This is a genomic window from Pseudomonas sp. WPR_5_2 (genome assembly GCF_003634475.1).
In the GTDB taxonomy this organism is placed as follows: Bacteria; Pseudomonadota; Gammaproteobacteria; order Pseudomonadales; family Pseudomonadaceae; genus Aquipseudomonas; species Aquipseudomonas izuensis.
Genome location: NZ_RBLA01000001.1, coordinates 561,599 through 576,109, shown reverse-complemented (window position 1 = coordinate 576,109; position 14,511 = coordinate 561,599). Strand labels below are relative to the sequence as shown.

The following is a 14,511-nucleotide window of genomic DNA, read 5'->3' as shown; positions in this document are numbered from 1 at the left end:
CCCTGGCTCCCACATTTGGAACGCGTTTCCCTGTGGGAGCGAGCCTGCTCGCGAAGCTCTTGATACCAATGAGAAAGGTAACCTTGAAATGCAAAAAGCCCCGTCACAAGGACAGGGCTTTTCACTTGAGGCTTGCAGCTAAAGGCTAGTAGCTACCCTTAGAACACCACATCCTGGCTCCCACATTTGGAACGCGTTTCCCTGTGGGAGCGAGCCTGCTCGCGAAGCTCTTGATACCAATGAGAAAGGTAACCTTGAAATGCAAAAAGCCCCATCACCAGGACAGGGCTTTTCTCTTGAAGCTTGCAGCTCGAAACTAATAGCTACCCTTAGAACACCACACCCTGGCTACGCAGGTAGTCGTCGTAGGTACCGCTGAAGTCGGTCACGCCATTGGGGCTCAGCTCGATGATGCGAGTGGCCAGGGACGATACGAACTCACGGTCGTGGCTGACGAAGATCAGCGTGCCTGGGTAGTTCTCCAGCGCCAGGTTCAGCGCCTCGATGGATTCCATGTCCAGGTGGTTGGTCGGTTCGTCCATCACCAGTACGTTCGGTTTTTGCAGGATCAACTTGCCGAACAGCATGCGCCCTTGCTCACCACCGGAGATGACCTTGACCGACTTGAGGATCTCGTCGTTGGAGAACAGCATGCGGCCCAGGGTGCCACGAATGATCTGCTCGCCCTGGGTCCACTGGCCCATCCAGTCAAAAAGGCTGACGTCGTCTTCGAAGTCATGGGCATGGTCCTGGGCGTAGTAGCCCAGCTCCGCGCTTTCGGTCCACTTCACGGAGCCGGCGTCCGGGGTCAGTTCGCCCATCAGCGTACGCAGCAAGGTGGTCTTGCCGATACCGTTCGGGCCGATGATCGCCACGCGCTCGCCGGCTTCGACGGTAAAGCTGAAGTTCTTGAACAGGGTCTTGCCGTCGAAGCCCTTGGACATCTGCTCGATGGTCACGGCCTGGCGGTGCAGCTTTTTGGTCTGTTCGAAGCGGATGAACGGGCTCACGCGGCTCGATGGCTTGACTTCGGCCAGCTGGATCTTGTCGATCTGCTTGGCGCGGGAGGTGGCCTGCTTGGCTTTCGAGGCGTTGGCCGAGAAGCGGCTGACGAACGTTTGCAGTTCGGCGATCTGGGCTTTCTTCTTGGCGTTGTCCGACAGCAGTTGCTCGCGGGACTGGGTCGCCGCGGTCATGTACTCGTCATAGTTGCCCGGGAACAGGCGCAGTTCACCGTAGTCCAGGTCGGCCATGTGGGTGCAGACGCTGTTGAGGAAGTGACGGTCGTGGGAAATGATGATCATGGTGCTGTTACGCACGGTGAGAATCGATTCCAGCCAGCGAATGGTGTTGATGTCCAGGTGGTTGGTCGGTTCGTCGAGCAACAGCACTTCCGGATCGGAGAACAGTGCCTGGGCCAGCAACACCCGCAGTTTCCAGCCCGGAGCCACTTCGGACATCGGGCCGAAATGCTGTTCCAGTGGAATACCCAGACCCAGCAGCAGTTCACCGGCACGGGATTCGGCGGTGTAGCCGTCCATCTCGGCGAACTCGGTTTCCAACTCGGCCACGGCCATGCCGTCTTCTTCGCTCATTTCCGGCAGCGAATAGATGCGGTCGCGCTCGGCCTTGACCTTCCACAGCTCTTCGTGACCCATGATCACGGTGTCGATCACGGTGAATTCTTCGTAGGCGAACTGGTCCTGACGCAATTTACCCAGGCGTACGTTCGGCTCGAGCATGACCTGGCCACCGGAGGGCTCTAGATCACCGCCGAGAATTTTCATGAACGTCGACTTGCCGCAACCGTTGGCGCCAATCAAGCCATAACGGTTGCCACCGTTGAACTTGACCGAAACGTTTTCGAAAAGCGGCTTGGCGCCGAACTGCATCGTGATGTTAGCTGTAGAAATCAAAGGTTTTTCCTGCGAAGCATTCAGAGTAGCTAGGGTGCGGCAGTACCGAATCAGTACCCGTTTCCACGATTCGGATCACGGGACATACATCCCGGTCAGAAGCGGAAGTTCCATCTGGCAATAAGTGGACAGCTGCATGTGGAGCGCTTGGCCCGAGTCGAAGTGCGCTGAGGCCGGGGTCATTCCCGTCATCAACCAAGGGGGGCGCGTAAAGTTTGGCGGCGATTGTACTGGTCTGGCTCTTTAAACGATAGGGCAATGAGGCCGCCGCGATGCATTGGTCGTTTCGGCGGACACATTTTCACCGTTTCAGATTAACTATTGGTTACAATCTGTGGCTAAAATGCCATCTTTCTCTGATGCCGGGATACGGCATCGGCTCAAGGACGGGCGCCCGGACCACTGTTACGTTTGCAGACGCTGCACAAGACCCGCAGACCATTGGTGGGTAGGGGGCGCAGGTTGTTTACTTCTGACGTGTGACGATTTCCGTGAAAATCATCATTGCCACTCTCTACGTTGTATCCATCGCGTATGTACACCTGCGTGGTCACGTGCGCCACAAGCTGCGCCGCCAGTTAAGCGATCATTCGACCTTTCTGGCGCCGATCAATTGCTTCCTTTATCTGTTTTCCAGGATCCCCAACAAGCCGTTTCTCGATCCGGCGGATTTTCCCGACTTGACGCCATTGCAAACCCATTGGGAGGAAATCCGTGCCGAAGGCCAGAACCTGCTGCGGGCCGGTGAGATCAAGCGCTCGAACCAGTACGACGATGTCGGCTTCAACTCGTTTTTCAAGACCGGCTGGAAACGCTTCTACCTCAAGTGGTACGGCGACAGCCACCCCTCTGCAATGAAGCTCTGCCCGCGTACTACCGAACTGGTGCAGGGCATCGGCTCGATCAAGGCGGCGATGTTCGCCGAGTTGCCACCGGGTTCCAGGCTGGTGCGTCACCGTGACCCGTATGCCGGTTCCTACCGCTATCACCTGGGCCTGGAAACGCCCAACGATGCAGGCTGCTACATCAACGTCGATGGCCAGAACTACCACTGGCGTGACGGTGAAGCGGTGATGTTCGACGAGACCTACATTCATTACGCCGAGAACACCACGGAGCAAAACCGCATCATTTTGTTCTGCGATGTCGAGCGCCCAATGAAATATCGCTGGGCGGCAGCGTTCAATGGCTGGTTCAGCCGCACCGTAATGTCGGCCGCGGGCGCGCCGAATGAAGCGGGTGACAAGACCGGCGGCATCAATCGCCTGTTCAGCAAGATCTACAGGATTCGCCTGCGCGGCAAAGAGCTGAAAAAGCGCAATCGCAAGCTCTATTACCTGGAAAAGTGGGCGATTTTTGGTGGTTTGCTGGCGATCTTCGTCCTGATCTGAGAAGTGTTTCAGCGCCGCCCTGTGGTAGCGGGCTTGCCCGCGATGGGGACGCAACGTTCAGCACATCACTTGCTGACTTTCTTCCTTGGCGCAGGTTTGCTTGCCGCTTTGGGCTTGGATACTGGCTTACCCGCCCCCTTGCTCCCCAGACTGCGCTTGAGCAACTCGGTCAAATCAATCACATCCGCCGTCTTGCGGGTCTCTTCTTCCGTATCCGTTTCAACATCCTCGATCTTGCCTTCATGGGCCTTCTTGTCGACCAGCGCCATGATCTTGTCTTCGAACTCATCCCGATAATCGTCCGGCGACCACTCGGCGCTCATGTCCTGCACCAGGCGCTTGGCCATGTCCAGTTCGCCCTTGGCCAGTTCGGCCTTGGTCACGTCCGGTCCCAGCGCCAGTTCATCCAGGCTGCGTACCTCCGCCGGCCAGCGCAGTTTCACCAGCACCAGGGCCGATTCCATGGGCATCAAGGCGGCGAGATACTGACGGGTATGCAGCACCACGCGGGCCAGGGCGACTTTGTTGGTTTTTGAGAGGGTTTCACGCAAGAGCGCATAAACCTTGCCGCCGCGTTTATCCGGCGCGAGGTAATAAGGCGTGTCGATGTTCTGCAACGGAATCTGCTCACTGTCGACAAAGGAAAAGATATCGATGGTCTGGGTCGACAGTGGATGCGCCGAGCGGATTTCCTCTTCGCTGAGTACGACGTATCGGCCTTTTTCGTAGGCGACACCCTTGACGATGTGCTCCTTGGTCACTTCCTTGCCGGTGACCTTGTTGACGCGCTTGTAGCCCACCGGCTCCATGCTGCGGCTATCGAGCCAGTCGAAGTCCACCCCTTGCGAGGAAGTCGCCGAAACCAGTGCCACGGGGATATGCACCAACCCGAAACTGATCGCGCCTTTCCAGATTGCCCGCGCCATGGTCGTGTTCTCGAAAGTGATGTTCAGGTGACCTGCGGTCGCGCGCAAAAGTTTCAGCGGCCTGTAGCCCTTTGCGGGCAGGGGATCAACTTCGTGTTACATCTCGCCCTGGAGGTTTTGGTTAACAAATCCGAGCCCTGGGCGTAGCGTGTTATCGAAGACCTTGAACACGCCCACGTCGCGAGGCACCCCATGAACCGAAGCATACCCGGCCTCATTCTGCTGGCCTTGAGCGGCGTTTTGGGCCCGTGGGCCCAGGCGCAGGACATTTCGGCGCACTCACCCTTGCAGGTCGCCCAGACGCTGCCGAACAGCGGCAATAACAATCCATACAACAGCCCGATCCGCCGCGCCAATCCCAACAGCATGCAGGGCACGCAACCCAGCGCCCCGGCGATTCGTGGCCCGAACACCGTGCCGGTGCCGCGGCCGCCGACCCTCGACAACGGCGGTATTGGCAATCGCTATCCCCAGAGTCAGTCAGTGCCCGCCAATCCACCCAAGTTTCTCCCTAACCCACCTGTTCGAGACCCAGCCACCAGTAATTGAGTGACAGGCAACCGTCCAGTCACACATTCCCATGACAATAGGAACCGTGCATGTTGCGACCAGCCCTCCTGAAGCCCCTCCTGGCCACTGTCTGCGCCAGCGCATGTCTGATCGCCACACTGTCTGCTCTGGCGGCGCCTTCCCGGGACTTGAACAGCGAACAGGGCACCCTGGAGGTCACGCCGATTGCCCGGGGGCTGGAACATCCCTGGGCGCTGGCGTTTCTTCCTGACCGCAAAGGCATGCTGGTGACTGAGCGGCCCGGCAACCTGCGAGTCGTGACCGCCGACGGCAAACTGTCCGCGCCCATCAACGGCGTACCAAAGGTCTGGGCCAAAGGGCAGGGCGGATTGCTGGATGTGGCGTTGTCACCGGATTTCAAGCAGGACCGCACGCTCTATCTGTCGTACGCCGAAGGTGGCGGTCAGGGTGACAAGGCCGGCACTGCCGTCGGCCGTGGACAGTTGTCCGAGGACCTGACGAACCTGAAAAATTTCACAGTAATTTTCCGCCAGGAACCCAAGCTGTCGGTCGGCAACCATTTTGGTTCGCGACTGGTGTTCGACCGCGAGGGTTATCTGTTCATTACCCTGGGCGAAAACAACGATCGCCCGACTGCCCAGGATCTCGACAAGCTTCAAGGCAAGATCGTGCGGATCTATCCGGATGGCAAGGTGCCGGACGACAACCCCTTTGTCGGCCAGGCCGGCGTACGTCCCGAGATTTGGGCCTACGGCGTTCGCAATCCGCAAGGCGCAGCGCTCAACCCCTGGACCGGCATCCTTTGGGAAAACGAGCACGGTCCCCGGGGTGGTGACGAGGTCAACATCATCGAACGCGGGAAGAATTACGGCTGGCCGCTGGCCACCCACGGCATCGACTATTCCGGGCAGCCGATTCCGGAAGCCAACGGCAAAAACGCCGAGGGCACCGTCGGGCCACACCATGTCTGGGAAAAGTCACCCGGCTTGAGTGGCATGGCGTTCTACGACGGTGATCGCTTCAAGGCCTGGCAGCACAACGCATTCATCGGCGCGCTGGTGACCCAGGAATTGATCCGCCTGCAATTCGACGGCGATAAGGTCGTTCACGAAGAGCGCTTACTGGGTGAACTCGGCAAGCGCATTCGCGATGTACGGCAAGGGCCGGATGGGTATTTGTACGTGTTGACCGATGAAGAGGATGGGGAGCTTTACAAGATCGGCTTGAAATAGTTTTGCTTTTGTGGCGAGGGAGCTTGCTCCCGTTGGGGTGCGAAGCGGCCCCTAGCATTCTTTCAGGCAAATCGTGCAAACAGGTCTTGCGACGGCTCCGCCGCCGAGCGGGAGTAAACTCCCTCGCCACAGGTTTCTCACCGACGGTAAAGAATCACCGCCGCCCGTAATTTGTCCCGCCCAAAGCTGCACATCTTCTCGAACTCCCCATGGCTGACCGGCAGATGCTGGCAGTCCATGGCCTGGCGATGCTGGCTATGGTCCACATCGGGATCGTGCAGATAGACGAATTCGTCGTCGCAATCGGTGACGATGACCCAGTGCGGCGACTTGGAGCGAGTCAGGCGATAGCTGCTGATCAGCACCAATGGCTGCCCGCCATGCTTCAACAGTTGCGGCAGATTCAGTGGCCCGCCAATCTCACGCTCGACGTCACTGGCAAGTAGTTGCGCGGTGAACTCCTCGTGCACCAGGCGCATTACGTCTTTTTTATGCTCGTCCCGTACCCCGTCGAGGAACAACGGCCCGAGCATGCTCAGTTGCAGGCGCACCCGAAACCCGCGACGCCAGGCGGCCAGTGCCAGACCCTGGGGGCTGCAGCCGCCGTGGCCGGAGGTCATGAATACGGTGGTTGCCTCGCGCCAGATCTGCAGTTCTTCGCGACGCTCCAGCAACCGGTCCCGTTGCAGAGCGCCCATGGCCATGAGCAGGCACGCCGGGCCGCAGGTGAATTCGGTGGTCTGTGGGTAGTAGGGCACTTGAATGTCGCGCGAGTCGCGGTGCTGGAGGATGCGCTTTTCCAGGCGCAGGGCATCGGCATGGTCCTGGTAATAGTCGTGAATCAGGGCAAAGCGTCGGTAACCGTTGCGCTCATACAGGGCGATTGCTGCCGGATTGTCGATACGCACTTCAAGCCGCAAATAGGCGCAATCGTGTTCCAGGGCACTGGCTTCGACTCGATCGAGCAACTGCTTGCCCAAGCCATTGCCACGAGCCTGGGGCGCGATGGCAATCGAATACAGGCGCGCCAGTGACGTACCCCGATGGAACAGCACCACGGCATAACCCAACAAATCCTCACCGCGCCGGGCCACGAGCAGTTGGCCGTGGGCGCGGCTGATCATCCATTGAAAGTTGCGGTTGTTGAGCCGATCGGTGGTGAAGCATTGCTCTTCAAGTTGCAATAGCGCGGGTAAATCTTCCATTACCGCCAAACGAAAAAGCGTATTCATATGACCGCCGTAAAAGTTGCGTAACGAAACGGGACTTTCGAAAAAGTTCGTGCTTAATAGGAAAGGTCTTGTTCTCCAACGGATCAATCACTATGTCAGCGGTACAAGGTCATTGGCGCGAAGTATCCGAGCAAATTTTGCCGACAGCAACTTATTTAAATGACACTAATAGAACTTCCAGCCAATTGATTATCATCGTCGAACGCAAGGAAGACTGGGCCACCTACTTTCCCAGCGAGGACATCGTCACGGCCCAGGAATACCTGGAACAAACCCGCGACAATGAGCAGGGCAAGCGTGTGCAGGTCATCAACCTGTGCCGCAGCTACAAGTACCTGGGGCATGGTTATTACTGCTCGCTGCTGGCCGAAGCCCGTGGACACAAGGTCATTCCGTCGGTGCGAACCATCAGTGAACTGACCCGTAAATCCCTGTACGGACTGGCGCTGGATGACCTGGATAAAACCCTGGAAAAAGCGCTGAGCCACCATGCTTATAGCGATACCGAAGGTTTTACCCTGACGTTGTATTTTGGCAAGACCCATATTGAACCGTTGCAGGATTTGGCTCGGCAGTTATTTGAAGTGTTTGCCTGTCCGATATTGCTGGTTGAGTTTCGCCGAACTAATGGTTGGCACATCGAAGGTATCAAGTCCGGTGCGCTGCACAAGTTGCGCGAAGATCAGGAAGATCAGTTTGCCCACTCCTTTGACAGCTTCAGTCGCAAGATCTGGCGCATGCCACGTTCACGACGCTTGGCTCGATACGACCTGGCCATCCTGCACGATCCTCAAGAGGCCTTGCCGCCGTCGAATGCCAAGGCACTGGATAACTTCGTCAGGGTCGGCAGGACGCTGGGCATCGACGTCGAACTGATCGAGCGCAAGGACTATTCACGAATTGCCGAATACGACGGTTTGTTGATTCGCGAGACCACCAGCGTTGACAACCACACTTACCGCTTCGCCAAGAAAGCCGAGAGTGAAGGGTTGGTGGTGATGGACGACCCGACGTCGATCCTGCGCTGCACCAACAAGGTGTACCTGACCGACCTGCTCAAGAGCCATCAACTGGGCATGCCCGCCACCGAAATCCTCTACAAGGAACGACCGGAAGACTTCGAGCGGGTTGGCGAGCGCCTGGGGTTTCCGCTGGTGTTGAAAATCCCCGACGGTTGTTTCTCCCGAGGGGTGATCAAGGTTGAAAGTCAGCAGGCCCTGCTCGAAGCGACCGCCGAATTGTTCGAACATTCGGTGCTGCTGCTCGCGCAGGAGTTTTTTTACACCGAGTACGACTGGCGCATCGGTGTACTCAACCGAAAACCGATCTTTGCTTGCCAATACTTCATGTCCAAGGGCCACTGGCAAATCTACAACCACAAGGCCAAGGGCCAGGACATCAACGGCGAATGCCGCACCCTTGCGGTTCACGAAGCGCCGCGTGCGGTGGTGGAACTGGCGGTCAAAACGGCCAACTTGATCGGCGATGGCCTCTACGGAGTCGACCTGAAGCAATCCGGCGACAAAGTGGTAGTGATCGAGGTCAACGACAACCCGAACATGGACGCCGGCATCGAAGACGCGTACCTGCAGGACGATCTGTATTCACTGGTGCTGGAAGAGTTCGTTCGCCGCCTGGAACTCAAGCGTCGCGGTCAGGCCTGGTGAGCCGCCGATGATCAAGAGTTTCGAATTGGTTCACGGCGCATTGCATGGCGTTGAGCGGCTGGACGCCGACGTCATGCTGTTCAGCAACCCCGATGCCGCCGAGCGGGATTTGCTGCACAGTCACTTCAAACTCGATGAGCATGCCCTGGCTTCGGCGCTTGACCCGGACGAGGTCTCACGCATCGAGTTCCATCCCGACAACCTGTTCCTGATCTGGAAGCGCCCGGAAAACTATTCGGGTGCCGGCAGCCTGTCTTTCGAGGTGTCGTCCTGCGGGCTGTTGTTTTGCCCGGACCGCTTGCTGGTGATCGCTACCGACGACGCGCCGCTCAGCGGGTTGGGCAGGCGACAGGCACTGAATACACCGCTGGATGTTTTGCTCGATCTGATGTTCAACAACATCCACCATTATTTGGGCCACCTTAAAGTCATCAAACTGGTCGCCCGGGAGTTGCAACAGAAGTTCAACGCCTCGATGCAGAACCAGCACCTGATCCAGATGTTCAATCTCAGCGAAAGCCTGATCTATTACATCAACGCGATCCACAGCAACGGCGCGGTCCTGACCCGATTGCGCAATCATGCGCAAAAGGAGCACTTCGGCCCCCATGCCATTGGCCTGATCGACGACCTGATCATTGAAAACAATCAGTGCTACAAACAGGCAGAAATCTACTCGACGGTGTTTTCCGGGCTCATCGACGCACGGGGCAACCTGATGAACAACAGCATGAACAACCTGCTGCGCAAACTGACACTGATCAACGTGGTGTTTCTGCCGTTGAACCTGATTGCGAGCATTGGCGGCATGTCCGAGTTCAGCATGATGACGGCGGGTACGCCGTGGTGGGTGTCTTACCCGTTGTTCCTGGCGGCGATGATGGTGGGGGCAGGGGGGATGGTGCTTGGGCTCAAGCGCCTGGCCAGATGAATCTCCCACAGGGTTACAGGCAAGCCGCAGATCCGATGTGGGAGTGAGCCTGCTCGCGATGGCAATGGCACGAGCAGCGACGGTTATTCAGACACGGCCCTGTCGACCTTGCTTGACGCCGACCAGATGCGGTAACGCACCTCTACATCCTTGGGCACGTAAAGGACAATCGGCAGCTTGCTGTTGTAGCGCAGCATGAATCCGTCACCGATGACTGGCACGAAATCCTGTTTGCGCTTGCCGTCCGGGCAGGCCATCAGCGTGCTTGCCGGACCCATGACTTTTTCCAGGCGGTAAAACGGATAACCCCAGCCTTCGAGGTTCTTTTCTTCAAGCGTGCCCCCCAGACGTTGCCGGTTGCAGTCGACGGTCAGAGTTTTGCCGGCGAGGATTTCCACCTTGAAGTCGTCTTCCCGGGTTTGCGGGGTGAGGTTTATGACTTGGCGGGTGAATCCGCTTTCAGGTTGGGGGTAGGGCGCGACTTTTTCGAGATTTGCCGCCTGCACGACGCTGGACAGTGCCGCCACAATCAGCCCGACGGTCGTGTTAAAGGCTATGGAATTCATGTTGCCTCATTGCATATGTACTAATGTGGGATTGGGATTTTTACCGCGGTCGACGACGAATGCAAACCGGCAAGTGTGTGCAAATTGCACGGCGCCCCATGATCTTTTTCGCATATTGCATGACCGGTTTATCCTGGCTTTTGGATAACTTCCTGAATTACCGATGAGCTGCAGAGCGTAATTCAAGGCATGTTTTATGCTGTAGCTGTTCTTAAGCTGGCCGGGATTGCAAACGAGTCAGCGTCGATGATTGTTTAGCAGTATCACAAAGGAGAGGGTCGCAATGTTTCTTTCTGCCTTGGAACTTCGCAACATCATTGAAAGCAGCTTCCTGCCCAAACGGTGTCAGTGCACGCTGTCTCCGGATTTGTCGATGACCGTAAAAGTGTATGCAGACGGGGAAACCGATCAGCTGGATCTATTGAAGACAGGCATCAACGCGCAACGCCTCAATGGCTGTCGGGAAATCAACGAACTGATCGCAGAACTGCGTACCGATCTTCAGCATCACTATGTAGAACCCGGGCACCCCCAGACGGTGCGCAAAGCACTTTAAGCCGCGGTTTCGAGTTCCACCGACGCGCGCCGGGTCTGGAAAAAAGCCAGGCCCAGCGCCAGTTCGACCCCGACAGCCAGCAAAATGCCCGGACCGGCATGGCCGTTTAGCCATTCGCCGAAACCCAGTATGGCCAGCCCCCAGCAGCCGATCATGAAACCGTTGCTCAGCGCACTGCGGGTAGCGGATGGCGCCTCGTTGCGCACCAGATAAAACATCACCCCCAACACTGCAAACAGCACCGCCGTACGTCGTGCGATCACCCCCACTGCCAGCGAATACTCGATATCCCAGGTGGCCAGCATCCAGTCGGGCGCAAGACCCCAGACCAGCGCCAGGAACAGACATAGCACGGCGGTGAACATCGACAACAGGCGAAACGATAACTGCATGGCGAATCCTTGCGGCAGTGAGGGAAGGCGCTAAAGCATAGCGTCAGATCCCTCACGCGAATACCGCAAGGTGTTATTTCAGACTTTTCAGTCAGTTCTGATAACTGCAGGCGTCAGAAAGTTTTCTATAGGCGAGTTCGGCGGGTTTGCCTGACTGATCATCGATGTACTTCATTTTTGCGGTGATCACTTCGCAGTCCATGGTGGCAGGTTCTGTCAGCGAAATGACCTTGCCGATGTGCAGCGGCATGCCGTAGTGGTAGGAGGGCACGTTTTGAGAGGAAGCGGTGTCGTTGGCCTGGGCCATGCCGGCAAACGGGGCACAGGCAAGGGCAACGGAAACGAGCAGGGCGCGCGAGTTCATGGGGTGATCTCCAATGCAGGCGATAGTGAGTTCGACGTATCGTCGAACCTGCCGCACTGGGCGTCAGAGGACTCTGAGGGCGTGCGGTCCAGTAAGTGTTGGACTGTACGATTAAGCATTGGTTAACTCGCCTGAACGCCACCTGTCGCTTTGCCACTACCGCTCGACGGTTTCCCTGTAGGAGCGAGTTCTGCTCGCGATGGACATGAACGATAACGCGTGAAACGCTCAGCGGTGCTCTCGGTTTCTCGCGAGTAAGCTTGCTCCTGCATTGAAAATTCAGACTAAAGTCGTCTGCAGCGAAATAAAGCCTTCTGCCATCATTGCCCCTCACCCCCGCGTGTTCACTTCTCCCGGCCAGCTACTGGTCCGGGTGAAGGCTATTTTTGGCTGCGTGCGCCTTGGCGTTAACGCAGCGCTGTTGGAGTTTTTCATGCGTTCCCCCTTTACCTTGATCACCGCGCGCCAGTCATTGGGCTTCGGCGCATTAGTCCTGTGCGCCGGTTTTACCGGACCGACCCGGGCGAGCGGTTTTATCGATGACACTCAGGCGAACATCGAATCGCGCACCGTCTATTTCAATCGCGATTTTCGTGACGGGCATACCTCGACCGAACAGGGCGCCTCCAAGCGCGACGAGTCGGCCCAGGGCTTCATCCTCAACCTGCAATCGGGCTATACCGAAGGCACGGTCGGTTTCGGTGTCGACGCGCTGGGCATGCTCGGGTTCAAGCTCGACTCCAGCCCGGACAGCAGCAACAGCGGTCTGCTACCGTCCAGCGGAAGTAACCCGCGTGGTTCGGTGGATCAGTACGCCAAGCTGGGTCTGACGGGCAAGGTCCGGGTTTCGCAAAGCGTGTTGAAGTACGGCGCGCTGTTGCCGGATGTGCCGCTGCTCAAATACAACGACGGGCGTCTGCTGCCAACGATGTTCAACGGCGCGATGCTCACGTCCAGAGAGGTCAAGGACCTGTCCTTTATGGCCGCGCGCCTGGACAAGTACACCGCCCGGGATTCCACCGATTCCCAGGACATCCGCGTGCACTGCAAGAACAAGCGTTATGCCTGCAACATCACCGCCGATCACTTCGATATGTACGGTTTTGACTACAGGATCAATGAGCGCCTGACCGCGCAGTATCACTACGCCGAACTCGAAGACATCTATCGCCAGCATTTCATCGGGTTGCTGGCCAACCAGCCGCTGGGGGCGGGCGTGCTCAAGGCCGACTTGCGAGTGCTCAAGAGTGCCGACAGCGGCGCTGCCCGTGCCGGCTCCATCGACAACCGCGCCTTGAGCGGGATGCTCGCCTACGCCATCAGCGGCCATACCTTCAGCGCCGGCTGGCAGCGCATGAACGGCGACAACTCGATGCCGTACCTGGATGGCACCAACCCGTACCTGGTCAACTATGTGCAGGTCAACGACTTCGCCGCCGCGCAGGAGCGCTCATGGCAACTGCGCTATGACTATGATTTCAAGGCCATCGGCCTCAACGGGCTGACGTTCCTGACCCGCTATGTCAACGGCGACCACATCAAGGTGCCGGGCAGCGATCAGGAGGGCAAGGAGTGGGAACGTGACAGCGAACTCAAATACGTGGTGCAGAGCGGGACGTTCAAGGATGTCAGCCTGCGTCTGCGCAATGCGACGTATCGCACCAACTACGAACAGTTTGCCCGGGATGTGGACGAGACGCGGTTGATCGTCAGCTACAACTTTTCAGTCCTGTAGCGCCTGAGAAAATGCCTTCGCGAGCCGGCTCGCTCCCACAGTAGATCTTCAGCGAACACAAATTTTGTGTCCAACATCGATCCATTGTGGGAGCGAGCCTGCTCGCGAAGAGGCCATCAGCTTCACTGAAGCTCTAGTTGGTTCCGATACGGCAAATCCGGCCCGGTCTTGCCGCAGGTCAGCGCCGCCGCCTGAACCGCAAACCGCACCATCGCATCGATCTGCTCACGGCTCAGTTGGCGCAAGCCCTCAATCGAATCCAGCTGTTGCTCGGTCAACCAGGCAATCAATGCCGCTTGAAAAGTGTCTCCAGCCCCCACGGTATCGGCGATCTGCACCGAACAGGCCGGCACCGACCACGAACCAAAAGGGCGACTGAACACCGTCGCACCTTCACCCCCACGGGTCAGGCACACCAACTGGCAGCGATGCTGCAACCAACCGTCGATGATCTGCGCAGGGGCCTGCCCGGGATACAGCAGGCTCAAATCCTCATCGCTGACCTTGATCAGGTCGGCATGTTCGACCAGGGTGGCAATCCGCGAACGCCACAAATCGATATCGGGTTCAGGATTGAGCCGCACGTTCGGATCGAGGCTGATCAGGCGCTTGCCGCTTTCTCGCTGTACCAACGCCAGCAAGGTGTCGGCAATCGGTTGCACCACCAACGAGAACGAGCCGATGTGCAGACCGCGAACCTCTGGTCCGAGCGTCGGTAGATGATCCAGCCTCAACTGCCGATCGGCGCAGCCTTCACCCCGGAAGCTGTAGTGCGGTGAACCATTGGCACCGACCGCAACCATCGCCAGGGTGGTCGGCGCGGCGAAATCCAGCAGATAGTCCGCGCACACGCCTTCATCTAGCAGCACTTGCAACAGGCGCCGCCCCAGGTAGTCAGTGGACAACCCGGCAAACAACGCCGCGTCCACGCCCAAACGGCGCAAACCCACCGCGACATTGAACGGCGAGCCGCCGGCAATGGCCTTGAAGTTCATCTTGGAAGCCAGACCGCTGGCATCGTTTTCACTGAAGAAATCGAACAGTGCTTCGCCACACACCAGATACATAGTTG

General features: G+C 57.9%; 14 protein-coding genes. 7 read left to right on the top strand and 7 right to left on the bottom strand.

Features of this window, described 5'->3' with window-relative positions:
• Positions 1 to 329: 329 nt before the first annotated feature.
• The gene (locus BJ917_RS02525) at positions 330 to 1,916 is read right to left on the bottom strand and encodes an ABC-F family ATPase (protein WP_033044478.1); all 1,587 of its coding nucleotides are present in this window, start codon (positions 1,914 to 1,916) and stop codon (positions 330 to 332) included.
• A 491-nt stretch (positions 1,917 to 2,407) separates the two neighbouring features.
• Here BJ917_RS02525 and lpxO point away from each other — a divergent pair, with 491 nt between their 5' ends.
• Positions 2,408 to 3,307 (top strand): lipid A hydroxylase LpxO, encoded by a 900-nt coding sequence (gene lpxO / locus BJ917_RS02520; RefSeq protein ID WP_096515375.1) that lies wholly within the window; start codon positions 2,408 to 2,410, stop codon positions 3,305 to 3,307.
• A gap of 65 nt (positions 3,308 to 3,372) precedes the next feature.
• Here lpxO and BJ917_RS02515 read toward each other — a convergent pair whose 3' ends face one another.
• Positions 3,373 to 4,233 (bottom strand): Ku protein, encoded by an 861-nt coding sequence (locus BJ917_RS02515; protein WP_121103082.1) that lies wholly within the window; start codon positions 4,231 to 4,233, stop codon positions 3,373 to 3,375.
• Positions 4,234 to 4,425: 192 nt separating this feature from the next.
• Here BJ917_RS02515 and BJ917_RS02510 point away from each other — a divergent pair, with 192 nt between their 5' ends.
• Positions 4,426 to 4,782, top strand: a complete 357-nt coding sequence (locus BJ917_RS02510) for a hypothetical protein (protein ID WP_096511256.1) — start codon at positions 4,426 to 4,428, stop codon at positions 4,780 to 4,782.
• A 50-nt stretch (positions 4,783 to 4,832) separates the two neighbouring features.
• Positions 4,833 to 5,996, top strand: a complete 1,164-nt coding sequence (locus BJ917_RS02505; RefSeq protein ID WP_121101623.1) for a PQQ-dependent sugar dehydrogenase — start codon at positions 4,833 to 4,835, stop codon at positions 5,994 to 5,996.
• Between the two features lie 137 nt (positions 5,997 to 6,133).
• Here the strand turns inward: BJ917_RS02505 and rimI are convergent, their stop codons facing one another.
• Complete coding sequence (rimI, locus tag BJ917_RS02500; protein ID WP_096511260.1) at positions 6,134 to 7,228, bottom strand: ribosomal protein S18-alanine N-acetyltransferase; 1,095 nt, start codon at positions 7,226 to 7,228, stop codon at positions 6,134 to 6,136.
• A 92-nt stretch (positions 7,229 to 7,320) separates the two neighbouring features.
• Here rimI and BJ917_RS02495 point away from each other — a divergent pair, with 92 nt between their 5' ends.
• The gene (locus BJ917_RS02495; protein WP_096511262.1) at positions 7,321 to 8,895 is read left to right on the top strand and encodes a RimK family protein; all 1,575 of its coding nucleotides are present in this window, start codon (positions 7,321 to 7,323) and stop codon (positions 8,893 to 8,895) included.
• 7 nt (positions 8,896 to 8,902) lie between these two features.
• Complete coding sequence (locus tag BJ917_RS02490; RefSeq protein ID WP_096511264.1) at positions 8,903 to 9,826, top strand: magnesium transporter CorA family protein; 924 nt, start codon at positions 8,903 to 8,905, stop codon at positions 9,824 to 9,826.
• Between the two features lie 83 nt (positions 9,827 to 9,909).
• Here BJ917_RS02490 and eco read toward each other — a convergent pair whose 3' ends face one another.
• Positions 9,910 to 10,392 carry a serine protease inhibitor ecotin gene (gene eco, locus BJ917_RS02485; RefSeq protein WP_121101620.1) on the bottom strand — a complete coding sequence of 161 codons (483 nt, stop codon included), beginning with the start codon at positions 10,390 to 10,392 and terminating at the stop codon, positions 9,910 to 9,912.
• A gap of 283 nt (positions 10,393 to 10,675) precedes the next feature.
• Between eco and BJ917_RS02480 the strand changes: the two genes are divergently transcribed.
• A complete protein-coding gene (locus BJ917_RS02480) occupies positions 10,676 to 10,948 on the top strand; it encodes a DUF1652 domain-containing protein (protein WP_096511268.1) in 273 nt (90 codons plus the stop codon).
• Here BJ917_RS02480 and BJ917_RS02475 read toward each other — a convergent pair.
• Together BJ917_RS02475 and BJ917_RS02470 are read right to left on the bottom strand one after the other, a co-directional pair.
• Complete coding sequence (locus tag BJ917_RS02475) at positions 10,945 to 11,340, bottom strand: hypothetical protein (RefSeq protein ID WP_096511270.1); 396 nt, start codon at positions 11,338 to 11,340, stop codon at positions 10,945 to 10,947. The genes BJ917_RS02480 and BJ917_RS02475 overlap by 4 nt on opposite strands.
• Positions 11,341 to 11,431: 91 nt before the next feature.
• Positions 11,432 to 11,704, bottom strand: coding sequence for a DUF2790 domain-containing protein (locus BJ917_RS02470; protein WP_121101617.1), 273 nt, complete (start codon positions 11,702 to 11,704; stop codon positions 11,432 to 11,434).
• 433 nt (positions 11,705 to 12,137) lie between these two features.
• Between BJ917_RS02470 and BJ917_RS02465 the strand changes: the two genes are divergently transcribed.
• Positions 12,138 to 13,439, top strand: coding sequence for an OprD family porin (locus BJ917_RS02465; protein WP_121101614.1), 1,302 nt, complete (start codon positions 12,138 to 12,140; stop codon positions 13,437 to 13,439).
• 122 nt (positions 13,440 to 13,561) lie between these two features.
• Here BJ917_RS02465 and BJ917_RS02460 read toward each other — a convergent pair whose 3' ends face one another.
• Positions 13,562 to 14,506 (bottom strand): carbohydrate kinase, encoded by a 945-nt coding sequence (locus tag BJ917_RS02460; protein ID WP_121101611.1) that lies wholly within the window; start codon positions 14,504 to 14,506, stop codon positions 13,562 to 13,564.
• Positions 14,507 to 14,511: the final 5 nt, after the last annotated feature.

What these genes read in the sequence shown, in the direction of transcription:
- eco (WP_121101620.1), bottom strand. Translation starts at nt 10,392, where the DNA reads ATGAATTCCATAGCCTTTAACACGACCGTCGGGCTGATTGTGGCGGCA.
- BJ917_RS02515 (WP_121103082.1), bottom strand. Translation starts at nt 4,233, where the DNA reads ATGGCGCGGGCAATCTGGAAAGGCGCGATCAGTTTCGGGTTGGTGCAT.
- BJ917_RS02490 (WP_096511264.1), top strand. Translation starts at nt 8,903, where the DNA reads ATGATCAAGAGTTTCGAATTGGTTCACGGCGCATTGCATGGCGTTGAG.
- BJ917_RS02480 (WP_096511268.1), top strand. Translation starts at nt 10,676, where the DNA reads ATGTTTCTTTCTGCCTTGGAACTTCGCAACATCATTGAAAGCAGCTTC.
- BJ917_RS02460 (WP_121101611.1), bottom strand. Translation starts at nt 14,506, where the DNA reads ATGTATCTGGTGTGTGGCGAAGCACTGTTCGATTTCTTCAGTGAAAAC.
- BJ917_RS02465 (WP_121101614.1), top strand. Translation starts at nt 12,138, where the DNA reads ATGCGTTCCCCCTTTACCTTGATCACCGCGCGCCAGTCATTGGGCTTC.
- BJ917_RS02470 (WP_121101617.1), bottom strand. Translation starts at nt 11,704, where the DNA reads ATGAACTCGCGCGCCCTGCTCGTTTCCGTTGCCCTTGCCTGTGCCCCG.
- BJ917_RS02510 (WP_096511256.1), top strand. Translation starts at nt 4,426, where the DNA reads ATGAACCGAAGCATACCCGGCCTCATTCTGCTGGCCTTGAGCGGCGTT.
- BJ917_RS02495 (WP_096511262.1), top strand. Translation starts at nt 7,321, where the DNA reads ATGTCAGCGGTACAAGGTCATTGGCGCGAAGTATCCGAGCAAATTTTG.
- BJ917_RS02475 (WP_096511270.1), bottom strand. Translation starts at nt 11,340, where the DNA reads ATGCAGTTATCGTTTCGCCTGTTGTCGATGTTCACCGCCGTGCTATGT.
- BJ917_RS02505 (WP_121101623.1), top strand. Translation starts at nt 4,833, where the DNA reads ATGTTGCGACCAGCCCTCCTGAAGCCCCTCCTGGCCACTGTCTGCGCC.
- rimI (WP_096511260.1), bottom strand. Translation starts at nt 7,228, where the DNA reads ATGAATACGCTTTTTCGTTTGGCGGTAATGGAAGATTTACCCGCGCTA.